This is a genomic window from Shigella sp. FC1544 (assembly GCF_001722145.1).
GTDB classification, from domain to species: domain Bacteria; phylum Pseudomonadota; class Gammaproteobacteria; order Enterobacterales; family Enterobacteriaceae; genus Escherichia; species Escherichia coli.
Genome location: NZ_MECT01000564.1, coordinates 1 through 19,060, shown reverse-complemented (window position 1 = coordinate 19,060; position 19,060 = coordinate 1). Strand labels below are relative to the sequence as shown.

14 protein-coding genes and 3 pseudogenes are annotated in these 19,060 nt (G+C 51.1%); 6 read left to right on the top strand and 11 right to left on the bottom strand.

What is annotated here, in order from left to right; translation table 11 throughout:
* Positions 1-99: 99 nt before the first annotated feature.
* A pseudogene (locus tag BGK49_RS21700) lies at positions 100-432 on the top strand (4Fe-4S dicluster-binding protein); the annotation flags it as partial.
* 242 nt (positions 433-674) lie between these two features.
* On the opposite strand, the pseudogene mglC reads toward BGK49_RS21700, so the two are convergent.
* The 6 genes and pseudogenes from mglC to folE form a co-directional block, all read right to left on the bottom strand.
* Positions 675-1,675: pseudogene (gene mglC / locus BGK49_RS21695) on the bottom strand (galactose/methyl galactoside ABC transporter permease MglC).
* Between the two features lie 15 nt (positions 1,676-1,690).
* Positions 1,691-3,211, bottom strand: a complete 1,521-nt coding sequence (gene mglA / locus BGK49_RS21690; RefSeq protein WP_000255031.1) for a galactose/methyl galactoside ABC transporter ATP-binding protein MglA — start codon at positions 3,209-3,211, stop codon at positions 1,691-1,693.
* Positions 3,212-3,271: 60 nt separating this feature from the next.
* Complete coding sequence (mglB, locus tag BGK49_RS21685; RefSeq protein ID WP_001036971.1) at positions 3,272-4,270, bottom strand: galactose/glucose ABC transporter substrate-binding protein MglB; 999 nt, start codon at positions 4,268-4,270, stop codon at positions 3,272-3,274.
* Positions 4,271-4,549: 279 nt separating this feature from the next.
* The gene (gene galS / locus BGK49_RS21680; protein WP_000628669.1) at positions 4,550-5,590 is read right to left on the bottom strand and encodes an HTH-type transcriptional regulator GalS; all 1,041 of its coding nucleotides are present in this window, start codon (positions 5,588-5,590) and stop codon (positions 4,550-4,552) included.
* 141 nt (positions 5,591-5,731) lie between these two features.
* Entirely contained in the window at positions 5,732-6,889 is a 1,158-nt protein-coding gene (gene yeiB / locus BGK49_RS21670; protein ID WP_000440906.1) for a DUF418 domain-containing protein YeiB, read from the bottom strand.
* Between the two features lie 16 nt (positions 6,890-6,905).
* The gene (gene folE / locus BGK49_RS21665) at positions 6,906-7,574 is read right to left on the bottom strand and encodes a GTP cyclohydrolase I FolE (RefSeq protein ID WP_001139613.1); all 669 of its coding nucleotides are present in this window, start codon (positions 7,572-7,574) and stop codon (positions 6,906-6,908) included.
* Positions 7,575-7,831: 257 nt separating this feature from the next.
* Between folE and yeiG the strand changes: the two genes are divergently transcribed.
* Complete coding sequence (yeiG, locus tag BGK49_RS21655; RefSeq protein ID WP_000425443.1) at positions 7,832-8,668, top strand: S-formylglutathione hydrolase; 837 nt, start codon at positions 7,832-7,834, stop codon at positions 8,666-8,668.
* 31 nt (positions 8,669-8,699) lie between these two features.
* Here yeiG and cirA read toward each other — a convergent pair.
* From cirA to yieE, 3 genes and pseudogenes are all read right to left on the bottom strand, one after another.
* Positions 8,700-10,680, bottom strand: a pseudogene (cirA, locus tag BGK49_RS21650) (catecholate siderophore receptor CirA).
* A 292-nt stretch (positions 10,681-10,972) separates the two neighbouring features.
* The gene (gene lysP, locus BGK49_RS21640; protein ID WP_000253273.1) at positions 10,973-12,442 is read right to left on the bottom strand and encodes a lysine-specific permease; all 1,470 of its coding nucleotides are present in this window, start codon (positions 12,440-12,442) and stop codon (positions 10,973-10,975) included.
* Between the two features lie 205 nt (positions 12,443-12,647).
* Positions 12,648-13,529 (bottom strand): DNA-binding transcriptional regulator YeiE, encoded by an 882-nt coding sequence (gene yieE, locus BGK49_RS21635; protein WP_000548294.1) that lies wholly within the window; start codon positions 13,527-13,529, stop codon positions 12,648-12,650.
* A 99-nt stretch (positions 13,530-13,628) separates the two neighbouring features.
* On the opposite strand from yieE, the gene BGK49_RS21630 reads away from it, so the two are divergent.
* From BGK49_RS21630 to BGK49_RS21620, 3 genes are all read left to right on the top strand, one after another.
* Positions 13,629-14,678 carry a YeiH family protein gene (locus BGK49_RS21630; RefSeq protein ID WP_000182053.1) on the top strand — a complete coding sequence of 350 codons (1,050 nt, stop codon included), beginning with the start codon at positions 13,629-13,631 and terminating at the stop codon, positions 14,676-14,678.
* Positions 14,679-14,751: 73 nt separating this feature from the next.
* A complete protein-coding gene (gene nfo, locus BGK49_RS21625; protein WP_000873890.1) occupies positions 14,752-15,609 on the top strand; it encodes a deoxyribonuclease IV in 858 nt (285 codons plus the stop codon).
* A gap of 2 nt (positions 15,610-15,611) precedes the next feature.
* The gene (locus BGK49_RS21620; RefSeq protein ID WP_001065002.1) at positions 15,612-16,700 is read left to right on the top strand and encodes a sugar kinase; all 1,089 of its coding nucleotides are present in this window, start codon (positions 15,612-15,614) and stop codon (positions 16,698-16,700) included.
* 55 nt (positions 16,701-16,755) lie between these two features.
* Here BGK49_RS21620 and BGK49_RS21615 read toward each other — a convergent pair whose 3' ends face one another.
* Positions 16,756-18,006 (bottom strand): NupC/NupG family nucleoside CNT transporter, encoded by a 1,251-nt coding sequence (locus BGK49_RS21615; RefSeq protein WP_005028424.1) that lies wholly within the window; start codon positions 18,004-18,006, stop codon positions 16,756-16,758.
* A 99-nt stretch (positions 18,007-18,105) separates the two neighbouring features.
* Positions 18,106-18,846: a ribosylpyrimidine nucleosidase gene (gene rihB, locus BGK49_RS21610; protein ID WP_338092268.1), complete on the bottom strand. Its 741-nt coding sequence runs from the start codon at positions 18,844-18,846 to the stop codon at positions 18,106-18,108.
* A 49-nt stretch (positions 18,847-18,895) separates the two neighbouring features.
* Here rihB and BGK49_RS28460 point away from each other — a divergent pair.
* Positions 18,896-19,060: IS1 family transposase (locus tag BGK49_RS28460; RefSeq protein WP_047664789.1), on the top strand; the 165-nt coding region annotated here is incomplete at its 3' end.

Below are 19,060 nucleotides of genomic sequence, written 5' to 3'. Positions count from 1 at the left end.
ACTGGCCGATAAACCGGGTCGGCGAACTGCTCCCCTGGCGCGTAGCACTGCCGACTGAATAACACATCCCCGTCAATACGGTTCTTGCTGCACGCTTACCATTATCTCGCCGATCAGGGATTTGATTCGTTGCAGGAGATGGTAGGTCTGGCGAATAACAATATTGTCCCGGCGGAAGATTTAGACCGCAGTTATATTGTCTATCCCCGTATCAATCTTGATAAATGTGTTGGCTGTGGACGCTGTTATATTTCCTGTTACGACGGCGGTCACCAGGCGATGGAATGGAGCGAGAAAACCCGCACACCGCATTGTAATACCGAGAAATGTGTGGGTTGTCTGCTTTGTGGCCACGTCTGCCCGGTGGGTTGTATTGATCTCGGAGAAGTGAAGTTTAAGAAGGGAGAGAAAGAACACCCGGTAACGTTGTAAAACCAGAGACGCATCCGGCATTTGGTTCCTGTCGCCGGATGCGGCTTGAACGCCTTATCCGGCCTACAAAACCATACAAATCAGTATGTTGAGCTCATTGTAGGCCGGATAAAACGCGCCAGCGTTGCATCCGGCATTTGGCTCCTGTCGCCGGATGCGGCGTGAACGCCTTATCCGGCCTACAAAACCACACAGATCATGATGTTATGTGCGTTTATGACCGAATGCGGACCACAATCATTTCACTTCTTACGCGCGTATTTCAGTGAATCCAGCGCTACGGCGAAGATAATAATCGCCCCTTTGATGATGTACTGCCAGTATGGGTTTACGCCGATATACGTCAGGCCATAGTTGATGACGGTAAAAATAATTACCCCGGTCACCACGCCAATCACCGTCCCCACACCGCCGCTGAACGATACACCGCCTACCACGCACGCCGCGATAGCATCCAGTTCATACATAAAGCCGAGGTTGTTGGTGGCAGAGCCGATACGTCCGGCTTCTAACATCCCGCCGAAGGCATAGAACACACCAGACAACGCGTAGATCATCAGCAGGTTCAGGCCGACGTTGACACCAGATACTTCGGGTTACCGCCAATGGCAAAAATGTTCTTACCGAAGCGGGTTTTGTTCCACAACACCCAGACGAACGCCACCGCAATCAACGCGTAGAAGGTGATGTAAGAGAGACGGAAACTCCCCAGCGCGACAAAGCCCTGAGCAAAGGTAGAGAAGCCACTGTCAAAACCAGAAATTGGCGACGCCCCGACAAAGTCGTAATAGAGCGAGTTGATGCCATAGACGATGATCATCGTGCCGAGCGTGGTAATGAACGGCGTCACGTTGAGATAAGCGATAATCAGACCGTTGATCAAACCGATCACCGCACCAATGGCACAGACAATCAGAATAACCAGCGCAATCGGCATCGTCGCCATTTCCGGGAACACTTTGTTGGCGTTATCCATGGACTGCAATAATGTCGCTGCCACCACTGCCGCCAGCCCTACTTGACGCCCCGCAGAAAGGTCGGTCCCCTGGGTGACAATTAACCCTGCCACACCGAGCGCGATAATAATACGCACCGATGACTGGGTGAGAATATTACTTAAGTTCAACAGACTTAAAAATGTTGGGTCCTGGAAAATAATAATCGCCAGCAAAACTAAAAGAACGACGTAAATACCGCCCTCTTTCAGGTAAGTAAGAAAACTTTTCTTATTTAACGCACTCATGGGAAGCCCCTAATCTTAAAGGTGCAAAGACGCAAGACGCAGAATTTCGTTTTGCGTTGTTGTTTTTGTGTCGACAATTCCGGAAACGAGACCGTTGCTCATGACCAGAATACGGTCTGTTATCCCTAACAACTCAGGCATTTCAGAGGAGATAATAATAATCCCTTTGCCTTTCTTCGCCAGTTCGGCAATTAACTGATAAATTTCAAACTTCGCCCCGACATCAATACCGCGCGTCGGTTCATCGAGCATTAATATTTCTGGTTGCGTTAGTAGCCAGCGACCAATAATCACCTTTTGCTGATTACCACCGGAGAGCGAACCAATTTGCGTCCGATGACCCGGCGTTTTTACCCGCATCGAATCAATCACCCACTGGGTATCGCTTTTCATCCGCGAGTTATCCAGTAAACCAACTTTATTTTTGTAGTTGCGAATATTGGAAATTAACGAGTTAAAACCGATATCCAGATAGGCATAAATTCCCGTTGAGCGGCGCTCCTCAGTTACCAGAGCAAATCCGTGGTTTATGGCTTCATTGGCATTATGGTTATTGATCTTTTTGCCGTGCAACGTAATGGTGCCGGCCGATTTCTCGCGAATACCAAATAACGTCTCAACAATATCGGTACGTTTCGCCCCCATCAGCCCGGCAATACCGAGGATCTCCCCTTTATGCAGATCAAACGAGACATCACGGATCGACGGCTGGCGCAGTGACGTCAGGTTACGCACCTCGAGGATGACTTCGCCCGGCTTGTTTTCTTTGTCAGGGAAACGCTGGTTAAGAGAACGCCCAACCATCATGGCGATGATCTTGTCCATCGTCAGTCCTGCCAGCGGTTCGGTGGCGATCCACTGACCGTCGCGCAATACGGTAACTTCATCACATAACTGGAAGATTTCCTCCATTTTATGCGAGATATAAACAATACCGCAGCCGCGCTCTTTTAATTTACGAATAATAGTGAACAGATGATTGACCTCTTTTTCGGTTAACGAAGAAGTCGGTTCATCCATAATCACAATTTTCGCGTTATAGGAAAACGCTTTGGCGATTTCGATCATCTGCATTTGCGAAACAGATAATGTGCCGACGCGCGCACGCGGATCGATATCAATATCCAGTTCATCAAAAATCGCTTTGGTTTCGCGGTACATTTTGTCCTGATCGACAAACATGCCTTTGGTGGGGTATCGCCCAAGCCACATGTTGTCCATCACCGAACGTTGTAATACCAGGTTTAACTCCTGGTGTACCATCGAAATACCATTTTCCAGTGCTTCTTTGGCCGAATGGAAATCGATCTCTTTACCCTGGAATAAAATGGTGCCGGAGTCTTTTTGATAAATACCAAACAAGCATTTTAATAATGTTGATTTTCCTGCGCCGTTTTCCCCCATTAATGCATGGATAGAATGTGGCCGGACTTTTAAATTAACGTTATCAAGTGCCTTAACACCAGGAAAGGACTTGTTGATACCGCTCATTTCCAACAAGTATTCCCCGGAGGACGGAGTCGTTGAGCTGACCATATAATTTTACCTTGTTGGTCATACAATAAGGGCGCAGTAATAGACTGCGCCCAATCAGTCTTATTTCTTGCTGAATTCAGCCAGGTTGTCTTTATCTACGCCAACATAAGGTACGCGGACCACTTTGTTGTCGATTTTCCAGTTGGTGCCATCAGCCGCACCTTTACCATCGGCCAGGTTTTTCGCCAGATCAAAGGTCGCTTTCGCCTGGTTGTTAGCATCGTTCAGTACGGTGCCCGCCAGTGCACCGGATTTCACCAGCGCCAGCGCTTCTGGCAGAGCATCGACGCCAAACACCGGAATGCTGGACTTGTTGTGTGCTTTCAGTGCTTCTACCGCGCCCATTGCCATCGCATCGTTGTTGGCGATAACCACTTCGATTTTGTTGGCGTTCGGGCCAGACAGCCAGGCGTCCATCTTATCTTTCGCCTGAGCGGTATCCCACATTGCGGTATCTAACTGTAACTGTTCAGTTTTGATGCCTTTATCGTTCAATTCTTTAATCACGTAAGTGGTACGTGCTTCTGCATCCGGATGGCCCGGTTCACCTTTCAGCAGTACGGACTGAATCTGACCGTCTTTGTTCAGATCCCAACCCTGATTCGCCGCCCAGTGTTTAGCAATCAAATCGCCCTGAATAATGCCGGACTCTTTGGAGTCAGTGCCAACGTAGTAGGCTTTGTCGTAGCTATCCAGCGCCTTACGAGACGGTTCTTTGTTGAAGAAAACCACCGGCACGTTTTGCCCACGCGCTTTCTCAATCACCGTACCCGCAGCTGCCGGGTCAACCAGGTTGATTGCCAGTGCCTTCACCCCTTTCGCCAGCAATACGTCGATCTGATCGTTCTGCTTGGACTGGTCATTCTGAGAATCATTCATCAGCAGCTGAACATCTGGCGCGGCTTTCGCATCTTGCTCAATAGCCTTGCGCACTACAGACATAAAGTTATCGTCGTACTTATAGATTGTTACACCAATGCGAGTATCAGCAGCGTGTGCAGCGGCACCGAATAACATGCTGGCCATCACAGCAGACAGGGTTAACACCTTCTTATTCATGGTATCTCCGGTTTTTCTTATGCAGGGTAGTGCTTGAGATAAATGCTCGGCAGGGCAGTAGAGTTAATGAAGTGTTACTGAACGCCGAAGCTCACTTTTTAAAATTCGTTCTTCCATGCCCGGTAACGCTCCAGAAAACGGCTTTAATTGTTGTTATGACGCTATTACCTCGGTGAAAGTGATTATTCACTGTTACATACGGGTTACAACGTTAAAACGGTGCAATCATAGCTATCACATTGTTAAGATACTGTGAAATCACTCACAGATTGAAAGCGGTTACATCGCCTGATTTGTTGAGTTAGTGATCGCCGCCGCATTCTGGCGCGTTGCGACAGAATGGCGACGCACTAACGTCGGCATAAAACAGTGGCTGGCACGAGGATCAATATTGCCTGCTGCCCCCTGCAAGGCCAGTTCGGTGGCTAATTTAGCCATTGAAGCAATGGGATAACGCACGGTCGTTAATTGCGGGTCGGTGTAACGGGCGATGGGAATATCATCGAAACCGATGATTGAGAGATGTAACGGAATCGCAATGCCATTATCTTTTAATGCTGTCAGTGCGCCAGCGGCCATATTGTCGTTATAAGCAAATATAGCGGTAAGTTGTAGATTGCGCCCCAGCAGTTCAACCATCGCCGCCTCACCGCCCGGCATGTCCGGCGTACCAGTGCCAATCCAGCTTTCCGGCGGAATAATATCCTGCTCTTTCAACGCACTCATCCAGCCTGCTTTACGCATGGCGTCATCTTCAATGCCGTGAGTGGAAGAAAGATAACCAATACGTTGATGACCGTTATTCAGCAACATGCGCGTCGCCATTCGGGCACCGCTGAGATTATCCAGGCAAACGCAACGATGGGCGTACCCCGGCACAACGCGGTTGATTAACACCATACCGGGAATGTTATCCATAAATTGCGCCAGTTCATCGTCACTCAATGCTTTTGAGTGAACAATCAACGCATTACAACGCTGGCGAATTAACACCTCAATGGCGTGACGCTCTTTTTCCGCTTCATGATAGCTATTGCCGATTAGCACGTATTTCTGATGCTGCTGAGCGACTAGATCCACCGCTTTTACCAGCGCGCCGAAAAACGCATCAGAAACGTCCATCACCACCACGCCAATGGTGTCGCTAACCTGAGTTGCCAGCGCCTGGGCATTGGCGTTTGGCCGATAATCCAGCTCACTCACGGCTTTCATTACTGCTTCACGCGTGTCGGCACTGACCAGCGTGCTGTTATTGAGCACCCGGGAAACCGTTGCCACAGAGACGCCAGCCTGACGCGCTACATCACGAATGGTGATCATATTCACTACCTGTTATGAGATTGCAGTAAATGACTGCTTGCTGGCGGCTATTTTGTCAGCACTGAATACAGGACTTCGTGAATCGAGTCACAGCAATGGAAACGGTTACAGCCGTTTTGTTAACGAATGTGATCCAGATCGTTATCTTGATGTTTTAGATATTGCCGTTCCGGCAGCACGCAAAGTTAACTGACGCCAGAGCCATTCCACCGGCCCCTGGCGGAAGTAACGCAGCCAGATAACAGAGAAGAGGATATTCGCCAGCCATACCGGAATAACAAACGCCAGCAGCTCCAGGCGGTCAAAATGCATAAACAAACCGAGGTGGTAAAAAAGCATGGTACAAATCAGCGTTTGCAATAGATAGTTGGTCAGCGCCATCCGTCCGACGCAGGCGATCGCAAGCACCAGCTTAAAGCGGCTCAATTGCGGCCAGAAGCCATAAAACAGCGACGCATAGCCAATCGCCTGAAACGGCGCACTCAGTTCCCGCGGCATTTGAAGTAAGAAGGCACACCAGCGATACGCCCAGTCCAGCTGCCATTGCAGGGCGATGGCAGGAAGGTTAATGGTCACCCCAATCGCCACCAGCACAAAACCAGTACGACGATAGTGACGTAAGCTGAACTGCCCTTTCAACCAGCCGCTGCGCATCAGCGCCGCACCAATGAGCATCATCCCTGCCAGTTGCCAGCCATACTGTGCGCCCAGTGCCAGTAAACTGTTGCCAACACCATCGGCACGATTACTGATCGCTTCAACGCCGCCGTGAAGCTTCCAGTATTTTTCATACAAAATAGCCGATGCATCCGGCGTCCAGGCGCGGCTGGTCTGGCTGTCGGAAATCAGCCCCAATAACAGCAAAACGCCAAGCCCCACCAGATAAAGCATGACGCCTGTATTAAACAGGCTTTTTACCGATGGCGCATCGCGCACCAGCCGCCAGCAGATTAAGCCCACCAGCCCGTAAGCCAGCAGAATATCGCCGTCCCAGAACAATAAACCGTGAATAAAACCCAGCAAGACTAACAGCGTTAACCGCGACTGGATCCAGCGTCTGCCACGGGGCAGCAACATTTGCAGGCCCGCACCAAACAGCAGCGCAAAAAGCGTGAGGAATTTCACCTGGCCGATGAGATCGAGAAATGCCCAGGTCCATGCATCCTGCGGCGTAATAGCGCCGTACCAGGCGGGATTGAGATAAGCCGCCTTTGGTAGCCCAAAGGCGCTGATGTTTAATAGCAGGATCCCCAGAATGGCGACGCCGCGAACAAAATCGAGCGTTACGTTGCGCTCCATGGTTCCTGCCTTTTAATCAGTTGTGATGACGCACAGCGCGCAGAAACTCGTGGCGCGTATTCTGACTGGATTTGAACAATCCACCAAGAGAGGTCGTTGTTGTGGCACTGGTTGCATCGCGGATGCCACGCGCTTTCACGCAGTAATGCACCGCATCAATGGAGACAGCCACGTTATTGGTGCCCAGCAGCGTTTGTAGCGCAATAAGAATTTGCTGCGTCAGACGTTCCTGCACCTGCGGACGCTGGGCAAAGAACTGCACGATACGGTTAATTTTTGACAGACCGATCACCGAATCTTTCGGGATATAAGCCACCGTCGCTTTGCCATCGATGGTAACAAAATGGTGTTCACAGGTACTGGTCAGAGTGATATCGCGCACGGTGACCATTTCATCGACCTTCATTTTGTTTTCAATGAGGGTGATTTTCGGGAAGTTGGCGTAATCCAGACCGGAGAAAATTTCATCGACATACATTTTAGCGATGCGATGCGGCGTTTCCATCAAACTGTCATCAGCCAGGTCGAGATTCAGCAGCTGCATGATTTCGGTCATATGACCAGCAATAAGGCTTTTGCGCGTTTCGTTATCCATTTCATGCACGGGCGGGCGCAGCGGTGTTTCCAGTCCTCGCGCAACTAACGCTTCATGAACCAGGGCCGCTTCTTTACTGAGTGATGGCATTTATGATTTCTCCTGCAGGTGTGACGCCTCCGCCCTGCGTGGGGGCAAAGTTATTAAGCTGATTTACAGCCTGATTATTGTGCGTGAGGCGGCGCACATAATCCAGTATTCACAGCGATAATTATTGTAATTGCCGCTGCCTTTCATCAGCAGATGTTAAAACATCGTTATGCAAATACGGAAGTGAAAGTTACTCACAGCACATTGAATAAACGGTATGATGAAGAAATTGCAAACAACACAACAAGGAGCCACGCATGGAAATGCTCGAAGAGCACCGCTGTTTTGAAGGCTGGCAGCAACGCTGGCGACACGACTCCAGTACCTTAAACTGCCCGATGACGTTCAGTATCTTTCTCCCACCCCCTCGTGATCACACCCCGCCACCAGTGCTGTACTGGCTTTCCGGATTAACCTGCAATGACGAGAACTTCACCACCAAGGCGGGTGCCCAGCGCGTGGCGGCAGAACTGGGGATTGTACTGGTGATGCCAGACACCAGCCCGCGCGGCGAAAAGGTTGCCAACGACGATGGCTACTATTTAGGCCAGGGCGCAGGCTTTTATCTTAATGCCACGCAACCGCCGTGGGCGACGCATTACCGGATGTATGATTATCTGCGCAATGAATTACCGGCGCTGGTTCAGTCGCAATTTAATGTCAGCGACCGCTGCGCCATTAGCGGTCACTCAATGGGTGGTCACGGTGCGCTGATTATGGCGCTGAAAAATCCGGGTAAATACACCAGCGTTTCGGCCTTTGCGCCAATTGTGAATCCGTGCAGCGTCCCGTGGGGAATCAAAGCGTTTAGCAGCTATTTAGGTGAGGACAAAAATGCATGGCTGGAATGGGACAGTTGCGCGCTGATGTATGCCAGTAACGCGCAGGATGCGATCCCGACGCTTATCGATCAGGGCGATAATGATCAGTTTCTTGCCGACCAGTTGCAACCTGCGGTACTGGCAGAAGCCGCGCGCCAGAAAGCGTGGCCGATGACGCTGCGTATTCAGCCGGGATATGATCACAGTTACTACTTCATCGCCTCTTTTATAGAGGATCACCTGCGCTTCCATGCGCAGTATTTACTGAAGTGAAAGTCCGCCCGGTTCGCCGGGCATCTTCTCATCAGAAGCGATAATCCACTGCCATAAAGTAACGACGTCCGTCTTCGTTATAGCTGTAGTCGTCACGACTGAGATCCTTGTCGCCAGGGTTCAGCACGCCTGCGCGCAGTTTGACGTCTTTAGTCACCTGCCAGGCCGCGCCGGTATTCCAGATGGTATAACCGCCCGGTGTTTTAGCCGTCGCGCTGTCGGCGCGTTTCTGCCCGATATAGTGACCAGAAACATAGAATGACCAGTCTTCCAGCGCCAGCGGTTTCCAGTCCAGCGTACCGTTAGCAGTATGGAACGGCAGATCGGATAGCGGTTTGTTTTCGCCGTTGCTGACATCACGACCATCGTTGTAGGTGTAGTTGATCGACAGTTTCCATTCATCGTTGAACGGAATTTTCAGTTCGGTTTCCACGCCCTGAATACGAGCTTTGTTAACGTTGTAGTAGCTAAATACCGGTATGCGCCGTCCGTTAGCGCCCGTCTCAAAACCAACAAGGTTTTGGTAGCCCGGTGCAGCGTTGACGTCAGACGTACGGCTGATGCTGATACGATCTTTCACATCGTTACGGAAAACGGTAACGCTGGATTCAACCCCTTCCAGCCAGCCTTCTTCACCCATGTAGTAAAGCCCCAGCTCCCAACTTTCGCTGGTTTCTGGTTTCAGATCCGGGCTACCCACAATCTTACATGCGCCACGGCAGGAATTGCTCGTCCAGTCAGGGCTAAGTTGCAACAGAGAAGGTGCTTTAAATGCCGTCGCCCAGCCCCCTTTCACCGTTACGGTGTCGGTGGCGTTATAAACCAGGTAGGCACGCGGACTCCAGTGTTCACCGTAGGTTTCGTGATCGTCCATACGCACGCCGGTCGTCAGCGCCAGCGGCTCGAAGATCCGCCATTCATCTTCCACAAACAGCGCGTACTGGCTGGCAGACGTTTTGGAGCTGGTTCCCCCGGTCAGGTTCACCGCATCGCTAAGTTTGTCGTGACGCCATTCACCGCCAACCGTGAGAAACTGATTAATCGCCGTCAGCGGCAACGTGTATTTGCCGTCGACCGTATTGCTTTCGGAAGTTATCCGGCTGCTGTTGCCAGGGTTTTTGTTCTCGACTTTCTCACCGTAATATTTCAGTTCGCTGGTGCCGTAATCCCAACGCCCATTATGGCTGACGGAGTAGTTCTGGCGTTCCAGGCGGTTTTTGTCCAGCGAGTTCCTGACGGTCGAAACCGTATCCGGCAGTAAAATCGTGATTTTGATTCGGTGTCCAGGCAAATTCGACATTGCCGTCGCGGCTGGAGAATCCTTCAATACGCGGCGTTTCTCCGGTATCGGTGGTCGTTGAGTTTTGCGGGTCATCCTTTTCACGTTTTGCCAGGCTGCCGTAAGCTTTCATTCCCAGCACACCATCAATTAATGGTCCACTGGTAAAGAACTGACCGTTATAGGTATCACCGCGATCGCGATGTTCCTGAATGGTGGTATCGACGGTAACGGTACCCGACCATTTCTGACCGATTTTTTTGGTGATGATATTCACTACACCGCCGAGCGCATCGGAGCCGTATAGCGACGACATCGGGCCACGAACCACTTCAATACGTTCGATGGAATCGACCGGGATCCAGTTCAGATCGAAATCATTGTGGCGGAAGACGGCATTGCGGGAGTTAACGCGTTTACCGTCGACGAGAATCAGGGTGTAGCTGCTGTCCAGACCACGAATACTAACGCCCTTACGGTTATCCCCTTCGTTCGTCAGTTGTACGCCAAGCACTTCTTTGAGGACATCCTTCAGATTCTGTACCGGTTTTCGCTGCAGGTCTTCCTGGGTAATGACGCTGATACTGGCGGGTGCATCTTTGAGGTTTTGTTCAACGGAAGATGCAGTGACAACCATCGTTTCGCCATCATCATCGACCGCTAACACAGGCCATGCACAAGAAATAGCGGACAAACACAGCCCGACCCGTACGAAAGGGTTCAACCTAAACATTCCATATCTCCATGAGGTAACTACGAAAATAAAATGGGTTATCGCTCACATCTTCTTCACGTCCCCTTGCGTACGGCAGCATCGCGGTGGACTTATTTGTATGCAGGTGATCATCCCAGAAAGCCGGAACAGCCTCTGATTTGTCAGCCTTTTTTGATTGCGGCGTAACGATAATGCAAACGATAACAATTATCAATCTAAATGTTAAATTTTATATCCGCATGATTTGTCAGGGAAATGGAATTGAAAAAGCCCTCTCGGTTGAGAGGGCTTAGCAAGGAAGGGAGGAAACTTATTTCTTATCGTTCTGCGGGAACTTCATTTCGCTGTAGCGTACGAAGTGAGTTCCTTTAATCAGCTTGTAGCCGAACCAAATAATCAGGAACAGCGGGATACCAATATACGTTGCCGCTACGCCGCCCCAGTCAATGGTATCTTTCAGGAACGCTTCGTAGTTCTGGCCCAAAGTGATAATCAGACACAGAATGAATGCGAAGATCGGCCCCAGTGGGAAGAAACCTGAACGGTACGGCAGATCGTTAATGTCGTGTCCCTGCAATACGTAACCGCGACGGAAGCGATAGTGGCTAATGGCAATCCCCAGCCAGGCGATAAAACCCGTCATCCCGGAGGTGTTCAGCAGCCACAGGTATACCGTCTGGTTGCCAAACATGGAGGTCAGGAAGCACAGACCGGCAATCACCGTCGTCGCATACAGCGCATTACGCGGCACGCCACCACGCGACAGTTTAGCGAAAATGCGCGGCGCTTTACCGTCACACGCTAGGGTGTACAGCATACGAGTAGACGCATACATACCGGAGTTACCGGCTGACAGCACCGCCGTCAGAATAACTGCGTTCATCACCGCCGCCGCAGAGAGCAGACCCGCGTGCTGGAACACCAGGGTGAACGGACTAACGCTGATGTCTTTAACATCGTTACGCAGCAGGCTCGGATCGGTGTACGGAATAATCAGGCTGATAATCAGGATCGCGAACACATAGAACAACAGGATTCGCCAGAACACCTGACGTACCGCGCGTGGAATGTTTTTCGCCGGATCTTCGGACTCGCCTGCAGCAATACCGATCAGCTCGGTTCCCTGGAAAGAGAAGCCGACAATCATAGCTACGCCGATCATCGCCGCAAAACCACCAGCAAACGGCGCTTCGCCGATTGTCCAGTTGCTCCAGCCCGCAGGCTGCGCGCCTTTGAAGATACCGATAATCATCAGCACGCCAACGATGATAAAGACAATAACTGTCGTGACTTTGATCAGTGAGAACCAGTATTCCGCTTCACCAAAGCCACGAACTGAGATGTAGTTCAGCAGGAAGATAACGCCGAGGAACAACGCACTCCAGATCCAGCCCGGTGTATCCGGGAACCACCAGCTCATGACCAGCTGAGCTGCAACCAGGTCAACGGCGATAGTCACCGCCCAGTTGTACCAGTAGTTCCAGCCCAGCGCGAAGCCAAAGCCTTCTTCAACATAGTTCTGACCGTAAGTGGCAAACGAACCGGAAACCGGCATATATGCAGCCAGTTCACCGAGACTGGTCATCAGGAAGTAAACCATCAGGCCAATCAGCATATACGAGAGCAATGCCCCGCCCGGACCTGCCTGAGAAATCGTTGCGCCAGAGGCAACAAAAAGACCTGTACCGATGGAACCGCCAATGGCAATCATCGTCAGGTGACGCGCCTTTAATTCACGGCGTAAGCCCGGCGCTTCTGTGGTTTTAGTTTCGGAAACCATACAAAAATGCTATCCATCTTAAAAATGATGGCGCGATTGTAGCAGACGATTGGCAATCCTTCCGGCAGAAATACACGGTTATAAGACACCTTCATGATCGCCCAGGGATTATAAGTAAAGCAGCCAATCTCTTTTCTGGCGAATGCATGCTGAGGGCGCTGCGTCACGAAATCGACACAGCACCAGCATGTTCTTGTACAGCAACTTAACGCGGTACATTCGCGGGATCGCAATAGTCCAGAAAGCGCCGTAGCGCGTTGGAAAGGTGTTTTTGCCGATGATGTATACGCCACAACGTACGCATCAGGCGCGGCAGAGGGACCGCAACTTCACTTAATGTGCCTGCCTGCAATTGATCTTCAATCACCCGTCGCGACAGGCAACTAATTCCCAACCCATGACGCACCGCATGTTTGATTGCCTCGGAGTTACCTAATTCCATCGCCATCTCAAACTTCGGTAAATGTGACAACAATAGATAATCGACAATCTCCCGCGTGCCGGAACCGCGTTCACGCAGGATCCACGGCGCAGCGGCCAGCTGTTCTAAGGTGACCGGACCACGAGCCAACGGCGAAGTCGGCGCGGCGAAAACCACCAGCTCGTCTTCCAGCCACGGTTCAGAAATGATTTCAGTGCTGTGGCACGGTCCTTCAATAAAGCCAATATCAACGCGGAAATCCAGCACCGCTTGCATCACGTCCTGGCTGTTCCCAACGCTAAGTTCAATCGGCAACTGCGGATAATCATGGCGATAACGGGCGATAACTGCAGGCAGAATGTAATTACCGATGGTACTACTGGCATAGATACGAATCGCGCCGTTGTCTTCGCGAAACAGTTGTTCGATTTCAACCGCCTGTTCAAGCAATGCCAACGCACGCGGATAGAGCAGCCGCCCGTGTTCATTAACAACCAGTCTTTTCCCCACGCGATCAAACAGTTGCACGCCAAGCTGCCCTTCCAGGTCGGTCAAGGCTGCGCTCACTGCTGATTGCGACAACGCCAGCATCACCGACGCCTGGGTGGTTGATCCACTTTTCAATACTTCTGCAAAAACTTCCAACTGCCGGAGGGTGATGTGCATAGTCGCTTACCACTTATAAAGATTAATTATAAATATATAATCAATTTTATTTTTAAACCAGTTAGTCGTAACCTTATGCCCGGTTATAAGGAGAGGGTTATGACGAATATCACCTTACAGAAACAACATCGTACACTGTGGCATTTTATTCCGGGGTTAGCCCTGAGTGCAGTTATCACCGGGGTCGCCCTGTGGGGTGGTTCCATTCCCGCGGTTGCGGGTGCCGGGTTTAGTGCCCTCACCCTCGCAATCTTGTTGGGGATGGTTTTAGGCAACACCATCTATCCGCACATCTGGAAAAGCTGTGACGGTGGTGTGCTGTTTGCCAAGCAATATTTATTACGTCTGGGTATCATTCTTTATGGCTTCCGTCTGACGTTCTCGCAAATTGCCGATGTCGGTATCAGTGGGATCATCATTGACGTGTTGACGCTGTCCAGTACCTTCCTGCTGGCTTGCTTCCTGGGGCAGAAAGTGTTTGGTCTGGATAAGCACACCAGCTGGTTGATCGGTGCCGGTAGCAGTATCTGTGGTGCTGCCGCGGTACTGGCGACTGAGCCGGTAGTGAAAGCGGAAGCCAGTAAAGTAACCGTGGCTGTTGCAACCGTTGTTATCTTCGGGACCGTCGCGATTTTCCTCTACCCGGCGATATATCCGCTGATGTCTCAATGGTTTAGTCCGGAAACTTTCGGTATCTACATTGGTTCTACTGTGCACGAAGTGGCGCAGGTGGTGGCGGCAGGTCATGCCATCAGCCCGGATGCGGAAAACGCAGCAGTTATTTCCAAAATGCTGCGCGTGATGATGCTGGCTCCGTTCCTCATCCTGCTGGCGGCGCGTGTTAAACAGCTGTCTGGGGCGAACAGCGGCGAGAAAAGCAAAATCACTATTCCGTGGTTTGCCATCTTGTTCATCGTCGTTGCCATCTTTAACTCGTTCCACCTGTTACCGCAGAGCGTGGTGAACATGCTGGTAACGCTGGATACCTTCCTGCTGGCAATGGCGATGGCGGCGCTGGGTCTGACCACTCACGTCAGCGCGCTGAAAAAAGCCGGGGCGAAACCTCTGCTGATGGCACTGGTACTGTTTGCCTGGCTGATTGTTGGTGGTGGTGCGATTAACTATGTGATTCAAAGCGTCATCGCATAAACCACTACATCTTGCTCCTGTTAACCCGCTATCATTACCGTTTTCCTCCAGCGGGTTTAACAGGAGTCCTCGCATGAAATACATTGGAGCGCACGTTAGTGCTGCTGGCGGTCTGGCAAATGCCGCAATTCGCGCCGCCGAAATCGACGCAACCGCGTTTGCCTTGTTCACCAAAAACCAACGTCAGTGGCGTGCCGCACCGCTCACGACGCAAACCATCGATGAATTCAAAGCGGCCTGTGAAAAATATCACTACACATCGGCGCAAATTCTTCCCCACGACAGCTATCTGATTAACCTCGGACATCCGGTCACTGAAGCTCTGGAAAAATCGCGCGATGCCTTTATAGATGAAATGCAGCGTTGCGAACAACTGGGGCTTTCTTTGCTCAACTTCCACCCTGGCAGCCATCTGATGCAGATTTCAGAAGAGGATTGCCTTGCGCGTATTGCCGAATCCATCAACATTGCGCTGGATAAAACTCAAGGTGTAACAGCGGTGATTGAAAACACCGCCGGTCAGGGCAGTAACTTAGGGTTTAAATTCGAACATCTCGCGGCGATTATCGACGGCGTGGAAGATAAATCCCGTGTCGGCGTCTGCATTGATACCTGCCATGCTTTCGCTGCCGGGTATGATTTGCGTACTCCAGCCGAATGCGAGAAAACGTTCGCGGATTTTGCCCGTATTGTTGGCTTTAAGTATCTGCGCGGGATGCACCTTAACGATGCGAAAAGCACCTTTGGCAGCCGCGTTGACCGCCATCATAGCCTCGGTGAAGGCAATATCGGTCATGATGCGTTCCGCTGGATCATGCAGGACGACCGTTTCGACGGCATTCCGCTGATCCTTGAAACCATCAACCCGGATATCTGGGCAGAAGAGATCGCCTGGCTGAAAGCGCAACAAACTGAAAAAGCGGTAGCCTGAAGATGAATAACCGGGAAAAGGAGATCCTTGCAATTTTACGGCGTAACCCGCTGATTCAGCAGAACGAAATTGCGGACATGCTGCAAATCAGTCGTTCGCGCGTTGCGGCGCATATTATGGATTTAATGCGCAAAGGGCGGATTAAAGGCAAAGGTTACATTCTCACCGAGCAGGAATACTGCGTAGTGGTGGGGACAATCAATATGGATATTCGCGGGATGGCGGATATCCGTTACCCGCAAGCGGCTTCTCATCCCGGTACAATTCATTGCTCGGCGGGCGGCGTGGGACGCAACATCGCCCACAATCTGGCGCTGTTAGGCCGTGACGTCCATTTGCTTTCAGTGATTGGCGATGACTTTTATGGCGAAATGCTCCTGGAAGAAACGCGCCGTGCCGGCGTGAATGTCTCCGGCTGCGTTCGTTTGCATGGTCAAAGCACATCGACGTATCTGGCAATTGCCAATCGAGACGATCAAACCGTGCTGGCGATTAACGATACCCATCTGCTGGAACAGTTGACACCGCAACTACTGAACGGGTCGCGCGATTTACTTCGTCATGCGGGCGTGGTACTGGCTGATTGCAACCTGACAGCCGAGGCGCTGGAATGGGTCTTTACCCTCGCTGATGAAATCCCGGTGTTTGTCGATACCGTTTCAGAATTCAAAGCGGGCAAAATCAAACACTGGCTGGCGCATATTCACACCCTGAAACCCACTTTACCGGAGCTGGAAATTTTATGGGGACAGGCGATCACCAGCGATGCTGACCGTAATGCCGCAGTGAATGCATTGCATCAGCAAGGTGTTCAGCAACTGTTTGTTTATTTGCCCGATGAGTCAGTTTATTGCAGCGAAAAGGATGGAGAACAATTTTTGCTGACCGCGCCAGCGCATACGACAGTAGACAGTTTTGGTGCTGACGATGGTTTTATGGCGGGCCTGGTATATAGCTTTCTTGAAGGATACAGTTTCCGCGACAGCGCCCGTTTTGCGGTAGCCTGCGCGGCAATTTCGCGCGCCAGCGGCAGCTTAAACAACCCTACCCTGTCTGCCGATAACGCGCTTTCATTAGTGCCAATGGTGTAACAATGTTGCCGGATTCGACGCTTGACCGCATCTTATCCGGCTCATAAATTGCGCACTACGCTAAACCAATAAAGAATCCTGCAATAGTAGCACTCATCAGGTTAGAAAGTGTCGCCGCCGCCAGCGCGCGTAAACCAAGTTGGGCGATTTCCGGCGCACGGTGTGGCGCAACCGCAGAAAACGCCCCCACCACCACCCCGATAGAACCAAAGTTAGCGAAACCGCACAACGCGAAAGAAATAATCGCCACGGTTTTAGCATCCAGAGTGCCACCCGTTTGCAGATATGGCGAGAAATTGAGATAAGCGACAAATTCATTGATCGCCAGCTTCTGCCCAATCAAACTCCCGGCAAGATTTGCATCACTCCAGTCACCCCCCATCACCCACGCCAATGGGGCCAACAGGTAACCTAAAATGGACTCCAGCGAGGCATGTGCAAAACCAAACCAGCCGCCAACGCCGCCGATAATACCATTAATTAACGCAATGATGGCGACAAATGCCATAACAACTGTCGCTACACCGGCGGCGATTTTCAGCCCGGTCATTGCCCCTGTCGCAGCAGCTTCAATAATGCTTTTTGGCGGTGTTTCGGTGAAAGAGAGGTTATTAAAGGAAACCTGCGAAGATTCCGTAGCCGGGCTTAACAGGCGGGCAAACAAGATCCCGCCTGGGATCGCCATTAACGATGCCGCCAGCAAATATTCCACAGGTACGCCCAGGGCGGCGTAACCAATCATTGTCGAACCAGCAATCGAGGCCATGCCACTACAAATCGCTGTAAATAATTCATTGCGATTCAGATGATCGATAAAGGGTTTGACGATCGCCGGTATTTCGTTTTGCCCGAGGAAAATGGTGGTGACCGCGACGAATGACTCAATCTTGCTGATATTTAATGCTTTCTGGAATATACCGCCGAGAATGCGAATTAAAATCCCCATCACACCGATGTAGTAGAGAATACTCACCAGTGCAGTGACGAAGATAATTGCCGGTAATACCCTGAAACCAAAGATAAATCCTGCGCCATCAAACAGCGTGTCCATTTTCGGCCCGACCAGCGAACCGAAGATAAATGCGCTACCCGCATCGCTGTACGCCATCACTTTATGCACGCCAAAAGCGACTTTTTCAGCGACCCAACGCCCTGCCGGTAACCAAAGCATAATCCCGCCAATCACGACCTGTAACACTAACGCCGCGCCAACGGTACGCAGGCTGATCTTCTTCTTGTTTACTGACAGCAAAAACGCAATCGTCAGCAATACCACCATTCCCAGAACACTTCTCATGACATCCATAGTTATTATCTCTTCATGTCATATTGGGCGACGGCTTTCTGCCCATCAGAAATAGCCGGGCTTGGATCTTGCGATACTGACCCGGCTTGTTATCAACACTTAATGGGTTTTGATGTAGCCGCGCACGCACTCTTCGACTAAGCCCCAGAACCAGTCGGTATCAATAGTGATGCCGACTTTGGTATTAGCGGGCTTGCCAAGAACGCCCAGCTCGTCGCAGACGGTACGCCCATAGCAAGGGCCACTGTTGACGTCCACTTCGACGTACATCTCCTGGGTTTTAATGCCATCAGGGTTAATCAGATAACCGATGCAGGTGGCGTCGTGCACCGGGCCGCCAGCCAGGCCGTAGTTTTCGAACTGCGTTTTGAGAGTGAAGTTCATGATGTCGCTGAACAGCTCTCCGGCAGGGCCGCCTGCCCTTTCCATCCGTGCAATCACGTCCGGGGTGCAAACAGTCTGGTTGGTGAGATCGAGGCCCATCATCACTAATGGAACGCCGGAGGTGAACACCACGCGGGCTGCTTCCGGATCAGCAAAGATGTTGAACTCGGCAGATGGCGTGAAGTTGCCTGTACCGTAAGCGCCGCCCATTAGCACAATTTCACGGATTTTGGGCAGGATCGCAGGTTGCATACGCATTGCCACCGCGATATTTGAAAGCGGACCAACCGGCACCAGAGTAATATCGCCATCGCTTGCCATCAGGGTATCAATGATGTATTTCACCGCGTGGGTACTTTCTGCCTGGCGGGTCAGCGACTCGAATACCGGACCATCCAGTCCGGTTTCACCGTGAATATTATCGGCAACGATTTGTTTACGCATAATGGAGGTAATGCTGCCAACTTACTGATTTAGTGTATGATGGTGATTTTAAGGTGCTTGCGTGGCTTCCATTTCCATCAGATGTCCTTCCTGCTCCGCTACTGAAGGCGTGGTGCGTAACGGCAAAAGCACTGCCGGACATCAGCGCTATCTCTGCTCTCATTGCCGTAAAACATGGCAACTACAGTTCACTTACACCGCCTCTCAGCCCGGTACGCACCAGAAA